The following is a 22,138-nucleotide window of genomic DNA, read 5'->3' as shown; positions in this document are numbered from 1 at the left end:
GCCCACCGGCGGGCGCCGCGTACCAACGTGCCCCATGAGCCGCGATGACGGGACGCACCACGCGGCACCGGGACCCGACTGGGGGGACGGAGCCTGGCGGCATCGTCCCCCCAGGGGCCAGGGGGTCAGCGGTCCACGTGGATGCGGTTGCGGGGGACCGGTGGCTCGATGATCTGGATCAGGGTGTGCGTCATGCAGTAGCCGCCGCCGAGGCCGACCATGAGGACGTAGTCGCCCGGGTACAGGCGCCGTTCGCGGATGAGGTGGTCGAGGCCGAGGAACTGGTCGGCGGGGCCGATGTGGCCGGTCTGACGGGCGTAGTACCAGGTGGTGCGTTCGCGGGTGAGGCCGAGGGGCTCGGCGAAGTAGAAGTCGGCCATCTGCCAGGCCGACGACGGGACGATGGTGTGCGCCAAGGCCTTGGAGTCGATGTCCTCCTCGGCGAGGACCGCTTTGAGGGTCCGGTCCAAGGCCTTCCAGATGAGGTGTTCGTGCGGGGGCAGGCCGGTGTCCGCGAGGAACTTCCGCCGCTTGGCGTTCCACTGCTCGTCGTCCATCTGCGCCTGTTCCCTGCTGAACTCCTCCAGTTCGGGGATCGAGGTGTGGGCGGTGGCGCAGAGCCGGGCGAAGCCCGAGCGGCGGGACATCAGGAGCGCGCTGCCCCCGTCCGCCATGATCATTCCCGGGCTGCCCTGCCAGCGGTCCAGGTGCTCGGGCGGGAAGATCGCGGCGGCGGTGACCAGCGCTTCGCCGTCGGGGCGGGCGGCGAGGTGGCCGGCGGCGGCGAGGAGGCCGGTCATGCCGCCGTTGCTGGCGGCCCGCAGTTCGTAGCACTCGGCGTCGGGGGCGGCGAGGGCCCGTTGGAGGTACTGGGCGGGAGTGCTGTGGGCTTGGCTGCCGACGGTCGTGTAGACGAGCAGGGAGAGGTCCTGCGGGCTGACCGCGGCGTTGACCAGTGCGTCGAAGGCGGCCCGGGTCGCCATGCGGACGGCGAGCTGCTCGGTGGTCGTGGTGGTGAAGGAGGAGCCGAGCTGGTCGGCGCGGCGCTGGGGGATCAGGCCGAGGGCGAGGGCGTCGGAGGTCGCGGTGGCCGGCGGCAGCCACCGGCCCGTGGCGCGGATGAGGATGTCGTCCCATTTCATGACCGGGCCGCCGTTTCGGTGGGGTCCGACAGGGCGGGCGTCGCCGTGCCGGGGATGCCGAGTGTGTGGGGTCGTGCGGGGCCGGCGGCGCGGTCGACGCGGCCGGTGGCGCGGTCCAGGGTGCCCAGCACCGCGCCGTGGATGCCGTGCATGCGCACGAGGGTGGTGGTGCCGGCGAGGGCGTGGACGCTGCCGGGAGCGGTGGAGGCCGGGGCGTGGATGAGGATCCCCGGGGCGGGATGGGCCTGGGTGAGGGCGGTGTCGTTGTGGGAGGTGGCGAAGTCGATGGCGTCGATGCCGGTGAGCGCCGACAGGGGGACGGGGGTGTCGTCGGGAGCCGTGGCGAGGCCCGCGGTCTGGATCATGGCGTCGAGGGTGAGTACGGGGATGCGGAAGGCCGCGAAGGCGGTGTGCCACAGCGGGGCGAGCGCGAACCGGGCGCTGGCTCCGTGGTGGTCCGCGCGGTGGCCGGTGGTCGAGGCGAAGGGGCCGGTGAGGTGGACGAGCGGGTTGGGCTCGTGCAGGGGGATGCCGGGTGACGGCCGGCTGGGCCGGGGGTGGTCCTGCGCGGGGATCGGGCGCGGCTCGGGGGAGAGGAGTACGTCGACGCTGTGGCAGAGGCGGTCCCGGACCAGGACCGTGCCGTTGGGACTCGTACGGTCGGTCAGGATGCGGACGCGGACCCGCCGGCTGCCGTCGTCGGCCGCGGGCAGCAGGTGCGCCCGGGTCCGTATGAGCAGCGGGGGGTGGTGGGGCGGGACGGTCAGGGCGCTGTGGCAGCGCAGGTCCCGGAAGCCGACGACGTGCAGGTCCGGCGCGAGGGCCAGGGCGGCTTCGGCGGCGATCTCCAGGCCGAAGGTGCCGGGGACGACGGGGACGCCCTTGACCGTGTGGTGGGGGACCCAGGCGTCCGGGCCGTCGGCATCGCGGGGGTGGGACAGGTGGTGTTCGAAGACGCTGTCTCCGCCCTCGTCCGGCAGGCGCCGTCCCAGGAGCGGCGCGTGCGCCGCGGGCTGCGGTAGGGCGGAGGCGGAGGTGGAGGTGGTCGCCGGGGGTTGGTCCGCGGCCTCGGGGCCCTGGGCGCCGAGGAAGGCCAGGGCCGGTACGCGGGTGTGGTGGGTCAGTGCCCGGATGAGCTGGCCGGCGCCCTCGCGGGCGGTGACGGCCTCGTACTGGCCGGTGCTGGCGATCTGCTCCGCCAGGAGGGGATCGGACCCCACCCCCTGATCGGACCACACGGCCCACATCAGGCTCAACTCCTCGGCCTTGGGCGTGGAGTGGTGGCGGGCGGCGCAGGTCAGGAAGTCGTTGCCGGCGACGTAGTCGGCGTCTCCCGGGTTGCCGTAGACCACGGACATCGAGCTGAAGTTGCACCACAGGCGCGGCGGGTCGTCGCGCAGGGCCTCCTTCAGATGGAGGTAGCCGAGGACCTTGATGTCCCGGACGGTACGGAAGTCCCCGAGGGTCTTCACGCCGAGGGCGCGGGACCTGATCTCGGTGGCGGTGTTGAGCAGCAGGTCGATGCGGCCGTGCCGGTCCAGGACGTGCCGGACCGTCCGCGTCACCACTTCCGCGTCGGTGAGGTCGCAGGGGAGGTAGTGGACGCGGTCGGCGCCGCACTGTTCCCGGAGCCGGGCGAGGGTCCGGGCGGTCTCCTGGGCGCGGACACGTCGCGCGTGGGAGGCCTTGATGTCCTTGACGGAGAGGGAGGGGTCCTCGGCGCGGGCCCGGCGGATGTGGTCGGCCAGGGAGGGCACGGATCCCTCGTCCGGATCCGGCAGGGGGGTGCGGCCCATGATGTAGAGGTGGGGGGCCTTGTCGGCGGTGAGGGCGAGGAGGAGCGAGGGGGTGATGCCACGGGCTCCGCCGGCCGCGAGGATCACCGCATCCCCGTCCAGCGCGAACGAGGGGGCGGGGGTCGCGGGGTTCGCCGGGGTCGCCGATTCCGAACCGGGGACGGGTGCCAGCCGGTAGCCGAGGCGTTTGCCGTTCAGATGGGCGACGGCGCAGCCGGGGACGCGCCGTGACGACTCGGCCGCGAGCAGGCCGAGGGCCTTGCGCGGCGGTACGTCCTCGGCCAGCACCGTCAGGGCGACGCAGCCGGGCAACTCCGTCGCGAAGGAACGCAGCGATCCCGTGAACAGGCCGCTGAAGGGGTGCGGGACACCGGCGGGCAGGGCGTGGGTGAGCAGCACCGTGATGCTGCCCGTCGCGAGCGGCCCGGCCAGGGCGCTGACGGTGGCGAAGGTGAGGTCGTGCAGGGCCAGGACGCGCGCGGTGGAGGTCGGCGAGGTGATGGCGGGCAGCCGGGTCAGGATCCGCACGTGCCGCGGCGGCGCCTCCAGCCCGGCCAGGGCCGCGGCGACGTCCTCGGCGCGCACGGGCGTGGCGTGGGGCGTCGGGGTGGCGGCGGGGCTCCACAGATGGACGTCCGGGGCGTCGGGCACGAGACCGGCCAGGAACGGGTCGTCGCACAGCACCAGCGTCCCGGGGGCGAACGGGTCGGGCCGCGTACCGGCTTGGGGCTCCGGCGCGGGAAGCTCGTACAGGCCGTACTGCATCGGCCGGGCCTGCTCGACGTCCGGCGTCTGGTGGAGGGCGCGGGGGGCCGGCTCGGCTGCGGCGCCGGCTGTCCCCGCCGGGGTGACGTGGACCGCCGGAGCACCCGGCGTGCGCGGCGTGATGACGGTGTCCGATCCGGTCGTCAGGGCGCCCAGCACCGCGAGGGCCCCGGCCGCGGCCCGGTAGCGGGGGCCGTCGGCGAGGTGCTGACCGTCCTTGGGCGCCGGCGGGTCGTCCGGGTGGGGCATGCGGGTCCGTACGGTCGCCAGTACGGGCAGGCCGTGACGGGCCGCGGTCCGGGCCCGGGTGAGGGCGAGGACGACCACGCCCTCGCCGGGCGCGCGGTCGCTGGGCACGTCGAGGGTGCCGGCCGGTGTGTCGCTCTGCGGCAGTGAGTTCCCGTCCGCGGCGCAGACGAGGACGAGATCGCAGGAGCCGTGGTGCAGCCACCGTTCGGCATGGCGCAGTGCGGCGAGGGCGCTGTCGGTGTCGGCGTGACAGGTCGTGATGGGACCTTGCAGGTCGTGGTAGTTGGCCACGCGGCCGGCCACCAGGCCCGTCGGCGCACCGGTGAAGGTGTGGGCGTGCGGACTGGCGGACCCCTCGGTCACGGCGGCGGACAGCACCGCGCGCAGTTCCTCGGCGGCCTCGGGGCCGTGGAGCGCGGCGACCGGCGCCGTGGCGTCGGTGAGGTGGATGTGGGCCATGGCCTCGACCGAGCGCCGCGTCATCGTTCCGGCGGCGGCGATGACGGCCGTGGTCGGGCGCAGCTCGTCCCAGGCCGCCCCGAGGGCGGGGGCCAGATCGCGGACGGCCTCGACGGACATGATCTGGGTGCGGTCGATCTGGCGGAGCGTGGGCGGCGGGATGCGCAGCGGAGGATCGGTCGGATGGGGGTAGCGGTCGCCGAAGCCGGGCTCGGGGGCCGGTCCTTCACCCCGTAGCCAGGCGGCGACCGTGTCGGTCGCGGCCCCGGGGAAGAGCGCGGTGCGGGCGACGATGACGATGTCGTCCTGCGGCGAGTCCGCCCCGGTGGACTCGGGGCCGCGCAGGCTCAGGTGGTCGTCGGTGAGGACGACGTGACCGTTGACCCCTCCCAGGCCGGCGGAGCAGACGGCAACGGTACGGGGGCGGTCGCCGGGCGGCCAGTCGATGTGCCGCAGCGGGACGGCGACGGGATCGACGGCCGGTCGGGCCTCGCGGGCGGGGTCGGGCGCGGGAAAGCGGTCGAAGTAGGGCTGGCGCAGGATCCGTTCGTTGCGCAGGCCGAGGACGGCATGCAGGACGGAGACCAGACCGGCGTTGGCGATGGTGTGCCCGAAGATCGCCTTCGCGGAGGTGATCGGGCAGGGGCTGGTCCGGTCGGCGAGGGCGTCGCGGAGCATGTCGAGCTCGATCGGGTCGCCCTTGGTGGTGCCGGTGCCGTGGGCGACGATCCAGTCGAGGTCGTCGGCCGCGATGCCGGCTTCCCGCCAGGCGCGGCGCAGCGCGAGCAACTGGCCGCGGGCGGCGGGAGCGTGGATGGACGCGGCCCGTCCGTCGGCGGACAGCCCGATGCCGCGGATCACCGCGTGCACGGTGTCCCCGTCGGACCGGGCCCGGTCCAGGCGCTTGAGGACCAGGGTGATGCTTCCCTCGCCGGTCCGCGTTCCGGAGGAATGCTCGTCGAAGGGACGGATCTCGTCCCCGGTCGCCAGGGTGCCGGTGGTCCCGAACAGGCGGCACAGGGACGGGCTGATCATGACGCTGGAGGTGCACAGGGCGATGTCGGAGGTGTCCTGTTGCAGGGATCGGACGGCCGCGTCCAGCGCGTAGAGGCTGCTCGCGCAGGCCGCCTCGGCGACGACGCTCTCCGTGCCGGCCGGTAGGAGGCCTTCCAGCGCACGGTGGAGGTAGAAGGGGGCCGTGGACAGCTCAGGGGGGAAGGAGTCGCGCTGGTAGTGGGCCGCCAGGAGGTCGCCGGTGTGCTCGTTGAGCCAGCCCGCCCCGGGCCGGGTCTCGGTGGCCTGCTCGAAATGACGCGCGTAGGTGCGGGCGAGCACGTCGTTGTAGAGGTGGGGGTACTCGTGCTCGCCCATGGTGGCCGCCGCGCACAGCCAGCGGTCGTTGTCGCGGGAGCGCAGTCCGTCGAGGGCCTGGAGGGCGGAGTGCCGCAGGAACGTCATGACGGGCGGGGCGTCGGCGGGCCAGTCCCCGGCCTCGATCTCGGCGGCCAGGCGGGGGTGCGGCGTGAGCCGGTCGATGAAGCCGCCCTGGGCCGCGCTCCGCAGCTCGGGCGGCATGATGTGCTCGGCGCTCCACAGCAGGGGCGGCTTGAACTGGTTGCGGCCGGCTTCCAGGACTTCCCATACCTTGTGGGGGCTGTCGGCGCCGGCCAGGACCGCGCCGTACCCCACGACCGCGATGGGTGGGTTGCTCATGGTGTTCTCTCCGGATTCCTCTGATCGGGCAGGGCCGGCACAGGTGTCCGTCCAGCCGGTGTGGTGTGCTGCGGTGCCGGGACCCACGCCCGCGGGCTGATCCGGCCTGATCCGAAAGACGGGCGCTGGGCCCGGCTCCGTGGCCGGTTCGGTCCCGCCGGCGAGTTCCCGGTGCTCCCCTCCCGGGGACGAAACCGCGCTACACCGCCGCTCGGGCCTCGATGACGGCGTCGGCGATCCTGCCCAAGGTGGCCAGTTGGAGGAGCTGCGGGTGGTGCCGCAGACCCTCGACGCCGTAGAGCTCCTCGGTGCGTCGCAGGAGGGCCAGTTGCTGGAGGGACTCGATGCCGAGGGACGCCTCCAGGTCCGCGTCCTCCTCCAGCACCTCTTCGGGGTACTCCAGGGCCTCCGCGTACAGGGTGCGCAGGCGGGCCACGATCTCCTGCCGGTCGAGTGCCGCCGCCGGTACGGCCGTTGCGGCGGCTTCGGCCACGGCGGGCTCGTACGCGGCGGGCTCGGACACTGCCGTCTCGTACGCGGCGGGAGACTCCCGCAGGGTCTCGGTGGCGGGGTGCACGGGTTCGTGGACCGGTGCGGGGGCCGTCGCCCAGACCGGCGTGGCGGGGGAGGGGTGGGCGGACCGGGAGTCCTTCACCTTCCCCTTGGTCCTGCCCTTGTCCTTGTCCCTGCTCTTGTCCTTCTCCTTGCCCTTGTGCTTCTTTCCGCCGCTCTTCCCGGCCCCGACGGGGCCGAGCGGTGCCGAGGTCGCGGCGCCCGACGCGAGGGCGCGCAGCACGGCGGCCGGACCGGCCGGATCGGCCAGCGGGACGTGCACCCGGATGCCCGGCAACGAAGCCTCCGCGAGGGGGCCGGCGACCGGTCGCGCTCCGCAGTCCACGAAGACGTTCACGCCCTGCCCGTGGAGCTCCCTGAGGGTGTCCAGGAGCCGGACGGGGCTGGTCAACGCGTCGATGGTCAGCTCCAGCGGGTCCTCGTCGCCCACCTCGCGGGCCAGGTTCGTGGACCAGATCCGCCAGTTCCTGCCCCCGTACGCCACCGGGGGCTGCTGGGCCCTCAGCAGGCGGGCCGCCGGGCCGAGGGCCGGGGAGTGCGAGGCGTGCGGGACGTCCAGTTCTGCGGTCGGCCACCCCATGAACTCGGCGATCTCCCCGGCGCGTGCGATCGCGGCGGCCGGTCCGCTCAGGACGGACTGGCGCGGCGCGTTCACGCAGGCTACGACCAGGTCGGGGTCCCCGACCAGCGCGGCGACGCTGCGCGCGTCGGCCTCCCGGGTCCCCACCGCCAGCATCGCGCCCGGCCAGTCCTGCTCGGACAGGGCCCGGGAACGTGCCACCGCGATGCGGGCCGCGTCCACGACCGTCAGATGCCCGCCGGCGGCCAGCGCCCACAACTCGCCGATGCTCTGCCCCGCCACGGCGAAGGGCTCCAGGCCGCACTCGGCGGCAGCCGCGCACACCGCCGCGGAGACCGCGAAGATCTCCAGGTACTGCGCGTCCGGATCGGCCGTACCGGGCGGCGGGGCGCTCGGCCCGACCAGGCGGGGAGACACCTTCTCCATGCCCAGCTCCACCGCGACGTCGTCGATGCGCGCCAGCATCTCGCCGACGGAGGCGAACTCCCGTGCCAGCTCGCCCAAGACACCGCTGCTCGGCCGGGGAACGGTCCCCGGTATCAGCAGGACAACGCGTCCATCCATCTCGGAACTCCCTTTTCTTCAGTACGTTTGTGATCTTGCCGCCGCCGGGGCGTCCGGCTCTGCGATGACATCGGGACCGCGATGACATCGGGACCGCCGGAAGTGGAACCATTAATTCTTCGCGTCGGACACGTGAAAACAGGGCGGAATTCAGCTCCGTGGGAATCCTGGCGGCGTCGATAGGTGCCCCAGGCGATCGTGTAGGGCGAATGCGCGGCGTATCTCGTCAGGCGAGATGCGAATCGCACCCCGTAAAAACGTCCCAGGCGCCGTCCGCGACCGGGCTCACCTCGGCCGGAACCTCGACGGCCCTTGGCGTGCCTGACATCGCGGGAGCGGGGAATGCGCCGCCGACTGCCGTTGGCCGACCCATGTGGACGTACTCACGGATTGGCTCCCCCTTATTCTCGCGCACCCCGCTGACACGTGACCAAAGGCGTTCGGAACAGACGGATAAACACTACATACGCCGGATTGAATATCAACTTCCTTTCTTTTTCCTGTCTCTGGCTGAAAATCATCAGTGCGCGATGGATAAGGGGCGCGGATGGTCACCGGGATGCTGGTCACCGTGGAGATGGCCGGAGCGTTAGGGTGGCGAGATGTCTACGCTGCCTGTGATTCTCTTGCTGTCCGGAAGCCTGCGGGCCGGTTCCTCCAACGAGTCGGTGCTGAGCACCGCGCACGCGGTGGCGGCCTCCTCGGGGGTGCGCACGGTCCTCTACGAAGGGCTGGCGGCGCTGCCCCACTTCAACCCCGACGACGACAAGGACCCGCTGCCGCAAGCCGTTGCGGAGCTGCGGACGGCGATCCGCGAGGCGGCCGCGGTGTTGATCTGCACGCCGGAGTACGCCGGTACCCTGCCCGGCTCCTTCAAGAACCTGCTGGACTGGACCGTCGGCGGTACGGAGATCTGCGACAAGCCCGTCGCCTGGGTGAACGCCGCCGCCCCGGGGCGCGGCGGGGGCGCGGAGGACACGCTGCGCCTGGTGCTGGGCTACACCGGCGCTGCGATCGTGGAGCCGGCCTGCGTGAGGATCCCGGTGTCTCCTCAGATGAGGGGTACGGACGGACTCATCATCGATCCGTCGGTGCGCGCACAACTCGGCGAGCTGCTCGCCGTGCTGGCGCAGGCTCACGTCACGTCAGACGGCGAGAACGGCCGGTGAACCTTCGACGGTCGCCCGCTTCTTCGCCTACGGGCCGAGCGAGGACCGTGTATAAGTGCTGGGGCGGATGAGACCACCGGGGCACGCGGGGCCCGCGGGCCGTGCGGGGGCCTTGGGGGCCGTGGGACGGGGGATAACAGAAGTTCGAATGGTTTTCGACCCGAAGCGCTGATCGATGATTAGCGTCGACCTCCATGACATCTTTAGTACAAACCGCGTTCGGGGCAGCTGACCCCACGCTGGATGACGGGGCGGGGTCGGTGCCCGGGACCGGCAGGACGACGGTCCGGCTGGACGTGGACGAGACCGATCGCTGTTTCTACGACCATCCGCTCGATCACATACCCGGCATGCTGCTGGTGACGGCGCTGCTCGATCTGGTCCGCGCGCAGGTGCGGGACCAGGCGGACGCGGGTCTCAACCGGCTGCGGATATCCCTGAGTTTCGACCGGATCTGTGAGCCCGGCGAGCCGGTGATGCTGCACTGCGAGCCGGCCCCCGCCGAGGAGGGGCCGGCCTGGCAGCTACGGGCCGAGCAGGAGGGCAGCACCGTGTGCCAGGCCGTCGTAGGCCTGGCCCGCACCCCCGCCGCTCAGCCCGTAGGCCAGGCGCAGGACCGGTTGCAGGGTCAGTCACAGGACCGGGACCGCACCCGCCCCGCCGATGCCGCTCTGGTCCACCGGCACCTTCCCGAGAACATTCTGCTGGGCGCGCCGCTGCGCACCGAGGAGTCCGCCGTCCTGGTGCCGCCCGCCGGGCACCGGCTGCACGGCGGCCCGGACGGTCTGCACACACCGGACGCGCTGATCGAGTCGGCCCGGCAGATGTCCACCTTGCTGGCGCACACGGCGCACGGCCGTGAACCGGACATCCAGCTGCTGTGGCTCAGCCTCGAAGCGGACGTGCCCACCGATCTGCCGGTGTCGGTCCCGCTCTCGCTGCGCTGGGAGTTCACCCCGGCCCGCGGTGCGCGCGCCCCTTACCCCATGGCGTTGCTGGATGCGCGCAGCGGTGAGCGGCTGGGCGGCATCGCGATCACCCACCACTCCATGAGCCGTGCCCGCTACCAGGAACGGAGGGCCGCCAAGTGACCACCGTGAAGCCGGCGACAGGGCGCGGACCGTCCTGGACCGTTCAGGCCCCGCGCCTGCTGTTCCTGTGCGCGGTGGCCGCGGTGACCACCGGCATGGTGGTCCACCTGCGCGACGCCGGGAACACCCTCGACCTGGTGGCCGGGATCCTTGCCGCCTGCTACCTGGCGTGGCTCGCGGTCGAGATCCCCGTGACCTTCCGCAAGTCGACCGCCCCGCCGAGCGAGTCGGCGTCGCTGCTGCTCTACGCCACGGCGCGCATCGCGACCGCCGCCGCCGCGGTGCTGGGCCCGCTGCCGTGGGACGGCTGGTCGTGGGCGCTGCTCGTGCCCGCCCTGCTCTTCGTCGGCGGAGTGGTCCTGCGGCAGGTGGCGATCCACACGCTCGGCCGGTTCTACTCGCACCACGTGATGCGCCAGCAGGACCACCAGATCGTCACCTACGGCCTCTACCGCTTCATCCGCCACCCCGCCTACGCGGGCATGCTGCTGGCGCACGTGGGGTTCGTCGCCTTCTTCCTCAACCCGGTGAGCGTGGTGCTGCTCGTGCTCCTCGCGGCCGCCATCACGTTCCGGATCCGCACCGAGGAGCGGATGCTGATGAACATCCCCGGTTACAGCGCCTACGCGGCCGGCCACGCCCGGCTCGTCCCGGGGGTCTGGTGACCGTGCACACTGATCCGAGGGAGTCACCGCACGTGCTGTCCCCCGACGAGCTGCTCACCACCACCCGGTCGGTGCGCCGGCGTCTGGACCTGACGCGCCCGCTCGACCTCGCGGTCGTCAAGGAGTGCGTGGAGATCGCCCTGCAGGCGCCCAACGGCGGCAACACCCAGCGCTGGCACTGGCTGGTCGTCACCGACGCCGCACTGCGGGCCGAGATCGGATCCGTCTACCGACGCGCCTTCGAGTCCCGGTATCCGCCCGCGGAGGCCACCACCGGAGCCACCCCCGGCGCCGCCGACGCTCCCCAACAGGACGCCACGGCCCGGATGATGACGAGCGGCCGTCACCTGGCCGCGCACCTGCACGAGGTGCCGGTGCTGGTGATCCCGTGCCTCCAGCTGCGCGAGGGGCAGTTCCCCGAGGGCAGCCAGGCCGGCCTGTGGGGCTCGCTGCTCCCCGCGGCCTGGAGTTACATGCTCGCCGCCCGTGCCCGCGGGCTCGGCACCGCCTGGACCACCGTGCACCTGGACGCCGAGCAGGAGGTCGCCGGCCTCCTCGGCCTGCCGCCCGGTGTGCGCCAGGGAGCGCTGATCCCGACCGCACACGTACTGGGCGAGGGCTTCAAGCCGGCCCCGCGCAAGCCCGTGGACAGCGTGCTGCACCTCAACGGCTGGACCTCACGCGTGAAGAACGGTGACCCGGATGACTGACCTCCTGACCACCACGGCCGCCGGAGCCGACGCGCTGGCCGACGCCGCCCAGGTGGGCAACAAGTTCGCCCGCCAGGAGGTGCTGCGGCGCGCGGGCTTCCGGGTCCCGGAGTTCTTCTGTCTGCCCGCCGCCGCCTTCGACGAGGCGCTCGACGCCGTACGGCCGCTCCTGCCGCCGCTGCCCGCGGACCCCGAGGACAAGGCGGCGATCGAGGACTGGTGCGCGTCCGCCCACGAGGCACTGACCCGGGCGAGCCTCCCGCCGACCCTCGCCCGCCGGATCCGGGAGGAGTTCACGGCCCTGGTCGGCGCGGACGGCCTGGTCGCCGTACGGGCCTGTGTCGTCCCGGCCGCACGCACCACCACCCCCGCGGCCCCGGACGAGGCCCTCGCCCCGGACGAGGCCCTCGCCCCGGACGAGGCCATCGGCGAGGACAGCGCCGTCGACCCGTTCGCCGGGATGAGCGACAGCTTCCTCTACGTGGACGAGGCAGGCCTCGCCGACGCCGTGTCGGGGTGCTGGGCTTCGGCCTTCAACCCGCAGGCCGTGCACTACCGGATCTTCCGCGGACTGGATCCGACGCAGGCACGCGTCGCCGTCGGCATCCAGCGGATGGTGCTCGGCACCCGCTCCTTCGTCGCGTTCACCCGCGACCCGCGCGACGGCTCGCAGCGTCATCTGATCGCCGCCGCCCACGGGATCGGCGAGGGCGTCGTCCAGGAGAAGGCCGACGTCGACCACTTCTTCCACGACCCCGCGACCGGCACGGTGAGCGCCCAGACCGTGCACAAGCGGTGGTCGATGGGGCTGCCCGAAGGCGCTGCCTCGGGTGCGCCCGTACTGCTGCCGGTCCCCCCGGAGCTGGCCGACGCGCCGGTCCTGGACGACAAGGAGGCCCGTACGGTGGCCGAACTGGCCGCCCAGGTGGAGGAACTGTTCGGCGTCCCGCAGGACATCGAAGGCACCATCACCCCCGACGGCACGATCCATCTGGTCCAGGCCCGGCCCCTGGTGAGCGCCCCCCACACGGACGCGCCCACCGGCCCGGACGGGGCCCGGTCCACCGTCTACTGGGGCAACCACAACATCACCGAGAGCTTCCCCGGGACGTCGGGAGCGCTGACCTACTCCCAGTCCCGCGAGTTCTACCGCCGCTCCTTCTCGGACCTCTACCGCCGGATGGGCGTGCCCGCCCGCCGCATGCGGGAGAACGCGCACCGCCTCACCCGGATGGTCGGCTACCTGGAGGGCCAGGTCTACTACCGGCTGGAGGACTGGCACCACCTCCACGGCCAGATGCCGATGTTCGAGCTGGTACGACGCCAGTGGGAAGCCTCGATGGGCATCACCGGCCCGGCCGCCGGCGTCCGCCGCTGGTCACCGTTGCGAGTGGCCCGCTCGGTGCCGCACCTGGCCTGGCGCACCGCCCTGCACCCGTGGCAGGTAAAACGGTTCCTCAGTTGGTGGGACCGGCAGATGACGGAGATCAACACCGTCGGGGACACCCCCGAGGAACTGATCGCGCTCTACCGGCGCGTGTGGGAACGCGCCGAGCGGCAGTGGGGCGTCACCCTCGTCAACGGGCTGATCGCCCTGGTCGTGCTCCGCTCCGGCACCGCACTGCTGCGCCGCTGGACCGGCCTGGGCCCGCAGCTCTTGATGGGGCTGATGGCCGGAGGCAAGGAGAACCGCTCCCTCCAGGCCGTCCGCGCCGCCATGGCCCTGGGCGAACTCGTCGGATCGATCCCCGAACTGCGCAGCGCCGTCCTCGACCACCAGGACCCGCGCCAGGTGTGGGCCGACCTGACCGCCGGCCGCTACGGCACACAGGTCGCCGACGCCGCCCAGGCGTACGTCGCCCGCTACGGGGACCGCGCGCTGCACGACCTGAAGCTGGAGGAGCCCACCCCCCGCCAGCGCCCCTGGACCGTCGTCCCCCTCATCCGCCCCCTGGTCCGCCAGGGCACCACCGTCGCCGCCAACCGGGCCGAGGAGCAGGCGGCCGCCGCCCGGGCCCGCGAGCAGCTGCGCGCAGCGTGCCCCAGCCCGGTGCGCCGGGGAGTGCTGCTGGCCCACGCGGCGCTGGCCCGGGACCTGGCACGCGTACGCGAGGACACCCGTTTCTGCCGCACCCAGCTCTTCGGGATGTCACGCGACGTGATGTGGCGCCTGGGCGCCCACCTCGCCCGCGCCGGTGTGCTCGACGACCAGCTGGAGGTGGCCGACCTGACCGTCGAAGAGGTCATCGGCGCCTTCGACGGCACCGGTACGGCCGGCGACCTGCGGGCCCTGGCCGCGCTGCGCCGGGCCGAGCGCCTGCGCTGGACGCACACCGAGCAGCGCCCGCCCCTGCTGGGTGTGCCGGGTAACCTCCCGCTCGCCAGCGCGCTGCCGTACGCCGTACCGGTCCGGGTCGGCAACGACTCGGACGACCAGGTGCTGCGGGGCATCGGCTCCAGCGGCGGCGTGGTCCGCGGCCGCGCCAAGGTGGTCCTGGACCCGGGCACCGACCCGGACCTGGCCGGAGGCCGCATCCTCATCGCCCGGGAGACCGACCCCGGCTGGCTGTTCCTGATGATGTCCGCCAAGGGGATGGTCGTCGAGCGCGGCACCCTGCTGTCCCACACCGCCATCACCGGCCGCCTGCTGGGCGTTCCGACGGTGGTGGCCGTCGCGGACGCCACCAAGATGATCCCCGACGGAGCCTGGCTGGAGATCGACGGCAGCGCCGGCACGGTCCGCCTGCTCCCCGACCCGGCGCCACCGGCCGACGCCTCGGCCCCACCGGCCGCCCAGGCCGCCCCGGCCGATCCGGCCGATCCGATCGACGAGGCTGAGAAGGATGACTGACGACCCGGCCCGCTTCCCGTTCCCCGTCGACCCCGGCGTCCGCCCACCCGACGCGTACGACCGTCTCCTCGCCACCGGCGCACCGCACCCCGTCCAGCTCTCCAGCGGACAGCCCGCGCTGCTGGTCACCCGGCACGAGGACGTGACCGCCGTCCTGGGCGACGACCGCTTCAGCCGGGCCGGGTACGCGGCCCGCGCCCGGCCGCTGCTGGCCCGGGAGACCGACTCCCTCCCGCTGGTGACCGCCGACGCGCCCCACCACACCCGCCGGCGCCGCGCGGTCATGCCCGCCTTCACCGCGCGCCGCGTCCGGCAACTGCGCCCTCGCCTGGAGCAGTTGGCCGACGAGCTCCTGGACGAGGTGACCGCCGGCGCCGAGACGGGGACGGCCGAGCTCGTCAACACCTACACCGTGCCCTTCGCGATGCGGGTGATCTGCGAGCTGCTTGGCATCCCCTTCACCGACAGCGCTCTGCTGCGCCGCGAGGTCGACGTCCTGATGTCCACCTCCGGCCACACCCCGCAGGAGGTCGCGGCCGCGCAGGCCCGCATGGACGGCTACTTCGACTCGCTCATCGCCGACAAGCGGCGCGCCGTGGACGCCGGCGAGCCGGCCGACGACGTCCTCACCAAACTGATCACGCGTCCCGCGGACGACCCCGACCAGCACCTCTCCCACAAGGAGGTGCTGGCGCTGGGCTCCGGGATGCTGATGGCCGGCTACGAGACCACCGGCAACTCCTTCGCCATGTGCGTCCTGCTGCTCCTCCAGCACCCCCGGCTGGCCGACCAGCTGCGCGCGCACCCGGACCGCATCCCGGGAACCGTGGAGGAGATGCTCCGCTTCACCTCGCTCAACAACACCGGCGGCTACCCCCACTTGGTCACCGAGGACACCGTTCTGGGCGGCTGCCCCGTCCGCGCCGGCCAGGTCGTCGTGGCGCTCACCGACGCGGCCAACCGCGACCCGGCCGTCTTCAAGGACCCCGACACGTTCGACCCCACCCGCGCCGACAGCGGCGGCCATCTGGCCTTCGGCCACGGCCGCCACATGTGCCTGGGCGCCGAACTCGCCCGCGCGGAGCTCCAGATCGGCATCGCCGCCCTGCTCAGGCGTTTCCCCGTACTGGAACTGGCGGTGGCCGAAGACGAGTTGGCGTGGCGGCAGACGATGTTCATCAACGGTCTCTGGCAGCTTCCGGTCCGCTGGGCGATACGGACGGAGCAGCCCGCATGATCCGCCGCCTCGCCCTCTTCGTACAGGGCAGCTACCCGCTGCCCCTGGCTCCCCTGATCGCCGCGGCCTGGGCCGTGGGGGTCACGGGGCTGTACGCGGCGGTCGACCCGCGCGCCCACGACTGGCGGCCCGGCTGGGGCACCGCCGTCGCCGCCCTCACCGTCATCGTCGACCTGCTCCTGATGCGGGCCGCCGACGACCTGCGCGACCTCCCCTACGACCGGCTCCACAACCCCGGCCGCCCGCTGGCACGCGGCGCGGTCCGGCCCCGGGACCTCCTCGTACTGGCCGCCGTAGGCGTCGCCGGCCTGCTCCTCCTCAACGCCGGCAACCGGCCCGCCCAGCTCCTCCTCGCCGCCCAGTTCACGTACACCGCCGTCCTGGTGGGGGCCGAGATGCGCTTCGGCTGGCCACCCAGCGACAAGGTGGTCCTCGGCGTCCTCCTCAGCTCCCCGGTCCAGATCCTGCTGAACCTCTACCTGTACGCGGTCTTCCTCCACGACACCGGCCTGAGCGCGGGCCGGCACGCCTGGCCGGTCCTGGTGATCGTCATGCTGGCCGCCACGCACCACGAGCTGGCCCGCAAGATCGTCCGGGTGCCCGGCGACAGCGAGCGGACCTACGTACACGTCTTCGGCCTGCGCACCACCACCGTCCTGGCCGTGGGCTTCGCCATCGCCTCCACCGCGGTCGCCCTGGCCGCGCTGCGCCCCTGGACCACGTCCGGCCCCGGCGCCTGGGGCTGGCTGGTGCTCCTGCCGACCGCCCTCGTCGCCCGCGCGGCGTGGAGCTTCACCCGCGACGCGGCCCCCCGCTGGCCGCTGCGGGCCACGATCGGCTACCTGCCGACCGCATTCACCTGCTACCTGCTCATCGGCCTGGGAGTCACCTCATGAGGACGGACAACCTGTACATCGCCGGCGCCGCCGCCCGCGTCCCGGACCTGTTCCCGGTCGCGGAGGCGGTCCGGCGCGGCTGGTACGACGCCGGGCGCGCCGAGGCCGAGGGCTGGACCAGCGTGGCCATCGCCGGCGACCTCTCCGCGCCCGAACTCGCCGCCGAGGCCGGCATCGAGGCCCTCAAGCGCTCGGGCCTGATCGGCGACCAGATCGACCTGGTCCTGCACTCGGGCGTCTGGCACCAGGGCCCGGAAGGCTGGTACGCCGCGAACTACGTCCAGGACCAGGTCGTCGGCACCACCGCCCCCGCCATCGGCATGAACCAGGGCTGCACGGCGGTGCTCGACGCGATCCGCCTCGCCTACGGCTACCTGAGCGTGGACCCCGACGCGAACGCCGCCCTGGTCACCGCCGCCGACAACTTCGGCACCCCGCTCGTCGACCGGTGGAACTACGCGGACGGATGGGGCTCCGGACGCGGCTCCATACTCGGCGACGCGGGCGGCGCGGTCGTCGTGTCCACCGAAGGCGGTCCGCTGCGGATCCGCGCCCTGGCCATGTCCTCCCTCTCCGGCTGGGAGCACCTCTACCGCGGCGACGAGGCGATGTACCCGCCCCCGGTCACCCGCGGAGTCCCCGCCACCCTGGGCCGCCGCATGGCCTCCTACGTCCAGCGCCACGACCCCGAGGGATACCTCCTCCAGGCCGTCACCCGCGACCTGGTCCGCGCCCGCACCACCCTCGCCCGCCAGGTCATGGAGGAAGCCGGCGTCGGCCCGGACGACATCACGCGCGTCACCCACGTCTTCACCGGCCACCCCCGCTACCTGGCGAACCTCCTGAGGCCGCTGGGCATCGCGCCCGAGCGCGGCCTGCTGGAACTCGGCCGCGCCCACGGTCACCTCGCCTCCACCGACCAGGTCCTCGGCCTCACCCACCTCGTGGAAACCGGCGCCGTGTCACCGGGCGACCACATCCTGATGATGGGCAACGGCGGCAGCATCTCCCTGGCCTGCGCGGTCGTCGAGGTACTGGAACAGCCCTCCTGGTGAGAGCAGCCGGCTCACTGTGACAGCCGGGAGCCACCGGTGACCGGTCACCGGCCTCCCCGTCCACCGGTCACGGCGGCGGGGAGGCGGACGTTGACGCGCGGCAGGAACCAGCCCACGAGCGGCCCCACGCAGAGCGCGATGAGTACGGTCCCCGCGCCGAGGGCGCCGCCGAGGAGCCAGCCCGCCCCGGCGACGGTGACCTCGATGCCGGTGCGCACCGCCGCGACGGGCAGGCGCGTGAGGCGGACCAGCCCGGTCATGATGCCGTCGCGCGGGCCCGAGCCGAACTGTGCGCCGAGGTAGAGCGCGTCGAAGAAGGCCAGTGCGACCAGGCCCACGACGAGGTAGCCGACCTCGGCGAGCGTCCCGCGCGGGTCGGGGAGCACCAGGGCGGTGGCGTCCGCCGCGAAGCCCACGATCGCGACGTTGAGGAGGGTGCCGAGGCCGGGCAGCTCGCGCAGAGGGATCCAGGCGAGGAGCACCAGCACCGAGATCAGGTTGGTGGCCCAGCCGAAGGTGATGCCGAGGCTCTTGGCCGTGCCGTCCGTGAGGACGCTCCAGCTGGCGGTACCGAGCCCGCACTGGACGAGCACCATGACGGCGGCGCCGTAGCCCACCAGCCCGACCAGGAGCTGGAAGAGACGACGCGTCGTCCGCCCCGCCCGCAGGTGGGCCGAGGCGTCCATGCGCAGGAGCTCGGGGCGGTCGCGAGGAGCCGGGACGGACGGGGGCGCGGAGGGAACGGAAGGAGCCATGGCCCCAGCCTCGGCGCCATCTGGACCCCGATTCCATAGCCAGATTGACTACGCTGGTCTGATGAAGATCAGCGCACACGCCGTCGGGACCATGCTGGGAGCCTGGCAGGAGGGCCCCGGACCGGCGCACCAACGCCTCTCCGACCGACTGCGGCTGCTGGTCCTGGACGGGCGTCTGTGCCTCGGCGCCGCGCTGCCGAGCGAACGCGACCTGGCCACCGCGCTCGGCACCAGCAGGACCACGGTCGGCGCCGCGTACCGCACCCTGGTCGAACACGGATACCTCGCCACGAGGGAGCGCGCCAGGGCGACGGTGCGGCTGCCGCACGACACGCCGTCCGAGCCCCGCTCCGGCGGGGACCCGTCGACCATCGACCTGTCGTTCGCCGCGCCGCCCGCCCCGTCCGAGAGCCTCCACGCAGCCTTCGCGACCGCCCTCGAACAGCTCCCGCGGCACTTCGGGCGGCACGGATACGACCGGTACGGCACCGCAGAGCTACGCGAGGCGGTGGCCGGCTGGTACCAGCGCAGAGGACTGCCCACCGCACCCGACCACATCATGATCACCAACGGTGCGCAGCACGCGCTCGGCCTGCTGGCGCGCACGCTCCTGTCGCCGCGCGACAAGGTCCTGATCGACCATCCCACCTATCCGCACGCGATCAGGGCCTTCACCGACGCGGGCGCCCGACTGCTGCCCGTCGCCGTGGGGCCGTCCGGCTGGGACCCCGTACACCTCCTCGCGGCAGGACGGACCGCCCAACTGGCCTACCTCATCCCCGACTTCCACAACCCGACCGGGATGTGCATGCCAGCGAGCCTGCGCCGCAGGCTCCGGCTCGCCTGCCCCACGATCATCGACGAGACCATGTGTGACCTGGCGCTGGACGGAGCGGATCCGGAACCCTTCGCCCTGCACGTACCGACCGCCGTCAGCGTCGGCTCGGTGTCGAAGAGCATCTGGGGCGGCCTGCGCATCGGCTGGATCCGCGCCGTGCCCTCGGTGCTGGAACGCGTCGTACAGGCCCGCCCCGCCACGGACCTCGGCACCCCGGTGGTCGAACAGCTCGCCACCGCCGTCCTCCTGAACGAGCATCGGACACAGCGGCCCGACATGCTCCGGCAACTGCGCGCACAGCGTGGGGCGTTGATGCAGGCACTCACCGAGCACCTGCCCGACGTGCACGCACCGCTGCCGGCGGGTGGAGTGACGCTCTGGGCGCGCTTCCCCGATCCCATCAGCTCCCGGCTGGCAGCGATCGCCCCCGACTGCGGAGTGACGATCGCGGCCGGACCGCGGTTCGGCGTCGGCGGCGCCTTCGAACGCCACGTCCGCCTGCCGTACACGCTCCCGTCGGATCGGCTCGCCGAGGCGATCCGCAGACTCGCCCGGGCCCACCTGGCGTTCCGCCGGGGCGCCACCGGATCCCACACCCCCGCACCGGTCGCGTGAGCAAGGTCTCCCGTGGGCGTCGCAGGCAACGAAGTTCGGGCGCGGTCGTTGTGAAGCCGGGGCGGACCGGGCCGGATCGGCTCGTCCGGCCACGTCGCGCCGATGAGTTTCATCGGCCCGCGCAGTCTCCATCCGGCCATCGACACCACAGGAGGAACGCATGACCCAGCTTCTGAGAGTCCAGAACTTCAACATCTCAAGCGACGGGATCGGTGCCGGCGAGGACCAGAGCCTCGAAAGGCCGTTCGGCCACGTCGATCCCGGGAGGCTGTTCGCGTGGGCCGGTGCCACGGCGAGCTGGCCCATGCGTACCGCACCCGGCGGGAGCCGCGGCCTCGACGACTACTTCACGCGCGACTACGCACGCAACATCGGGGCCGAGATCATGGGCCGCAACAAGTTCGGCCCCCAGCGCGGCCCCTGGCTCGATCACGACTGGCAGGGCTGGTGGGGCGACGAGCCCCCGTTCCGCACCCCGGTGTTCGTCATGACCCACCACCAGCGCCCCTCGTTCCGGCTCTCCGACACCACGTTCCACTTCGTCGGCGGCGACCCGGCCGCCGTCCTCGAACAGGCGCGGGAGGCGGCGCAGGGCAAGGACGTCCGCCTGGGCGGCGGGGTCACCACCATCCGGCAGTTCCTCGACGCAGACCTCGTCGACACCCTCCACGTGGCCGTCTCGCCGGTGAAACTCGGCTCGGGACTGCGGCTGTGGGAGTCCCCGGACGAACTGCTCGACCGGTTCCACTTGGAGGTCGTGCCGAGCCCGAGCGGCGTGACGCACCACCTGTTCTGGCGGAAGTGACGCGGCGGTTCGCCTCGTCCCGCACCTGTCCGGACGGACGGAGCTCGCTTGTGCTTCCTAGGGCCCCTAGGCTATACCTAGGGACCCTAGGAAGGATCATGAGGAGGACCGATGGCGCGAGCCGGACTGACGGCGGAGCGGGTGACGGTCGCGGGCGCCGAGCTGGCGGACGAGGCCGGCTTCGACCAGGTGACGATGTCGCAGGTCGCGCGGCGACTCGGCGTGAAGGACGCGAGTCTCTACACGCACGTCCGCAGCCTGGAAGACCTGCGTGGCCGGATCGCGCTGCTGGCGGCGGACGAGAAGACCATCCGCATCGCGGAGGCCACCGCCGGGATGGCGGGCCGGGACGCGCTCGTCGCCTTCGCCCACGCCTGGCGGGAGTACGCCCACCAACACCCGGGCCGCTACACGGCGACGCAGACCCCGATCCCGATCGACCCCGAGCTGGCCGCACGAGCGAGCGGACCGCGGCGCGCGGTGGAGCTCACCTACGGCATGCTGCGCGGCTACGGACTGACCGAGCCCGACCTGACCGACGCGGTGCGGTTGCTGCGCAGCACGTTCCACGGATTCGTCGCCTTGGAAGCCGCGGGAGGTTTCGCGCACGCGCGCTCGCCGCAGCAGTCGTGGCTTCGCGCCCTCGACGCCCTCCACACCCTCCTGGAGCACTGGCCCGCGGCCCGAGAAGGAGACCCCTCATGACCGAACCGACCACCGGCAGCCTGCGCGTGAACGGCGCGACGCTGCACTACGAAGTGCGGGGACAGGGACCGCTCCTGCTCCTGATCCCCGGAGGAGCGGGAGGCGCGGCCTCCTTCGACGGGATAGCCGACGGCCTGGCCGGCGTCTACACGGTCGCCACCTACGACCCGCGCGGCATGTCCCGCAGCACACTGGACGACCCGGAGGCCGCGCAGCGGGTGTCCGAACACGCCGAGGACGCGCTGCGGCTCCTCGACCTGCTCTCGCCGGGCGAGCCCGCCCGGGTGTTCGGCTCCAGCTCGGGCGCGATCGCCGCCCTGCACCTGCTCACCGCCCATCCCGAGCGCGTCGAGCGCGTCGTGGCGCACGAGCCGCCGGTGGTGGAGGTGCTGCCGGACGCCCGTGAGCACCGGGCCCTCATCGCGCGCGTACAGGAAACGCTCCACACCGAGGGGCTCATGCCGGCGATGGCCGTCTTCGCCGCGGGCCTGAAGAAGGACGGCGCGAACGGCGAAACCACCAAGGCCGACGCCGAGGCCGAGATCCGGCTTCCGCCGCAGGCAGCGGCGCGAGCCGAGCGGACGATGGCCAACCTGCCGTACTTCGTCGGGCGCATCGTGCCCGGCTTCATGTCCTACGCTCCGGACCTCCACCGGCTGGAGGCGTTGTCGGACCGGCTGGTCCTCGCCTGCGGCCAGGACTCGCGCGGCGAGCTTCCCTACCGGCCGGCCGCCTTCCTCGCCGAGCACCTCGGCAGGGAACTCCTGCACTTCCCCGGCGGACACACCGGCCTGACTACGCATCCCGCCGCGTTCGGTGCACTCCTGCGGGAGGCCTTCCGCGCCTAGCGGGTGTCTTGTTCGGGTGTTCCGGTCGTGGGCCGGGGGAGACGATCCTTTGTATGA

Annotated in this window: 16 protein-coding genes; 12 read left to right on the top strand and 4 right to left on the bottom strand. The window is 72.9% G+C overall.

Annotated features, from left to right (window positions below; genetic code table 11):
- Positions 1–125 precede the first annotated feature (125 nt).
- The 3 genes from ACF059_RS29665 to ACF059_RS29655 form a co-directional block, all read right to left on the bottom strand.
- Positions 126–1,142, bottom strand: a complete 1,017-nt coding sequence (locus ACF059_RS29665; RefSeq protein WP_392063004.1) for a ketoacyl-ACP synthase III family protein — start codon at positions 1,140–1,142, stop codon at positions 126–128.
- Positions 1,139–6,124, bottom strand: a complete 4,986-nt coding sequence (locus tag ACF059_RS29660) for an SDR family NAD(P)-dependent oxidoreductase (RefSeq protein WP_392063001.1) — start codon at positions 6,122–6,124, stop codon at positions 1,139–1,141. Before ACF059_RS29660 ends, ACF059_RS29665 begins: the two co-directional genes overlap by 4 nt.
- A gap of 199 nt (positions 6,125–6,323) precedes the next feature.
- A complete protein-coding gene (locus tag ACF059_RS29655) occupies positions 6,324–7,841 on the bottom strand; it encodes an acyltransferase domain-containing protein (protein ID WP_392062998.1) in 1,518 nt (505 codons plus the stop codon).
- 602 nt (positions 7,842–8,443) lie between these two features.
- Between ACF059_RS29655 and ACF059_RS29650 the strand changes: the two genes are divergently transcribed.
- From ACF059_RS29650 to ACF059_RS29615, 8 genes are all read left to right on the top strand, one after another.
- Positions 8,444–9,010, top strand: coding sequence for an NADPH-dependent FMN reductase (locus ACF059_RS29650; protein WP_392062995.1), 567 nt, complete (start codon positions 8,444–8,446; stop codon positions 9,008–9,010).
- Positions 9,011–9,204: 194 nt separating this feature from the next.
- Positions 9,205–10,101, top strand: a complete 897-nt coding sequence (locus ACF059_RS29645; RefSeq protein WP_392062992.1) for an AfsA-related hotdog domain-containing protein — start codon at positions 9,205–9,207, stop codon at positions 10,099–10,101.
- A complete protein-coding gene (locus ACF059_RS29640) occupies positions 10,098–10,766 on the top strand; it encodes a methyltransferase family protein (protein WP_392062989.1) in 669 nt (222 codons plus the stop codon). Before ACF059_RS29645 ends, ACF059_RS29640 begins: the two co-directional genes overlap by 4 nt.
- A 32-nt stretch (positions 10,767–10,798) precedes the next feature.
- Positions 10,799–11,476, top strand: coding sequence for a nitroreductase family protein (locus ACF059_RS29635; protein WP_392062986.1), 678 nt, complete (start codon positions 10,799–10,801; stop codon positions 11,474–11,476).
- Positions 11,469–14,327, top strand: coding sequence for a PEP/pyruvate-binding domain-containing protein (locus ACF059_RS29630; protein ID WP_392062983.1), 2,859 nt, complete (start codon positions 11,469–11,471; stop codon positions 14,325–14,327). The genes ACF059_RS29635 and ACF059_RS29630 overlap by 8 nt, the downstream gene beginning before the upstream one ends.
- Complete coding sequence (locus ACF059_RS29625; RefSeq protein ID WP_392062980.1) at positions 14,320–15,564, top strand: cytochrome P450; 1,245 nt, start codon at positions 14,320–14,322, stop codon at positions 15,562–15,564. The genes ACF059_RS29630 and ACF059_RS29625 overlap by 8 nt, the downstream gene beginning before the upstream one ends.
- Positions 15,561–16,460: a hypothetical protein gene (locus tag ACF059_RS29620; RefSeq protein WP_392062977.1), complete on the top strand. Its 900-nt coding sequence runs from the start codon at positions 15,561–15,563 to the stop codon at positions 16,458–16,460. Before ACF059_RS29625 ends, ACF059_RS29620 begins: the two co-directional genes overlap by 4 nt.
- The gene (locus ACF059_RS29615; RefSeq protein WP_392062973.1) at positions 16,457–17,515 is read left to right on the top strand and encodes a ketoacyl-ACP synthase III family protein; all 1,059 of its coding nucleotides are present in this window, start codon (positions 16,457–16,459) and stop codon (positions 17,513–17,515) included. The genes ACF059_RS29620 and ACF059_RS29615 overlap by 4 nt, the downstream gene beginning before the upstream one ends.
- A gap of 44 nt (positions 17,516–17,559) precedes the next feature.
- Here the strand turns inward: ACF059_RS29615 and ACF059_RS29610 are convergent, their stop codons facing one another.
- Positions 17,560–18,270, bottom strand: a complete 711-nt coding sequence (locus ACF059_RS29610; protein WP_392062971.1) for a YitT family protein — start codon at positions 18,268–18,270, stop codon at positions 17,560–17,562.
- A gap of 61 nt (positions 18,271–18,331) precedes the next feature.
- Between ACF059_RS29610 and ACF059_RS29605 the strand changes: the two genes are divergently transcribed.
- From ACF059_RS29605 to ACF059_RS29590, 4 genes are all read left to right on the top strand, one after another.
- Positions 18,332–19,723: a PLP-dependent aminotransferase family protein gene (locus tag ACF059_RS29605; RefSeq protein ID WP_392062968.1), complete on the top strand. Its 1,392-nt coding sequence runs from the start codon at positions 18,332–18,334 to the stop codon at positions 19,721–19,723.
- 160 nt (positions 19,724–19,883) lie between these two features.
- On the top strand, positions 19,884–20,528 hold the full coding sequence (locus ACF059_RS29600; RefSeq protein ID WP_392062965.1) for a dihydrofolate reductase family protein: 645 nt from the start codon (positions 19,884–19,886) through the stop codon (positions 20,526–20,528).
- A 111-nt stretch (positions 20,529–20,639) separates the two neighbouring features.
- Positions 20,640–21,233, top strand: coding sequence for a TetR/AcrR family transcriptional regulator (locus tag ACF059_RS29595; protein ID WP_392062963.1), 594 nt, complete (start codon positions 20,640–20,642; stop codon positions 21,231–21,233).
- Complete coding sequence (locus ACF059_RS29590) at positions 21,230–22,081, top strand: alpha/beta fold hydrolase (protein ID WP_392062960.1); 852 nt, start codon at positions 21,230–21,232, stop codon at positions 22,079–22,081. The genes ACF059_RS29595 and ACF059_RS29590 overlap by 4 nt, the downstream gene beginning before the upstream one ends.
- Positions 22,082–22,138 lie beyond the last annotated feature (57 nt).

The organism is Streptomyces sp. NPDC016562, assembly GCF_043076955.1.
Classification (GTDB): Bacteria; Actinomycetota; Actinomycetes; order Streptomycetales; family Streptomycetaceae; genus Streptomyces.
The sequence above is the reverse complement of the archived record's forward strand: the minus strand, read 5'-3'. Positions and strand labels throughout refer to the sequence as shown.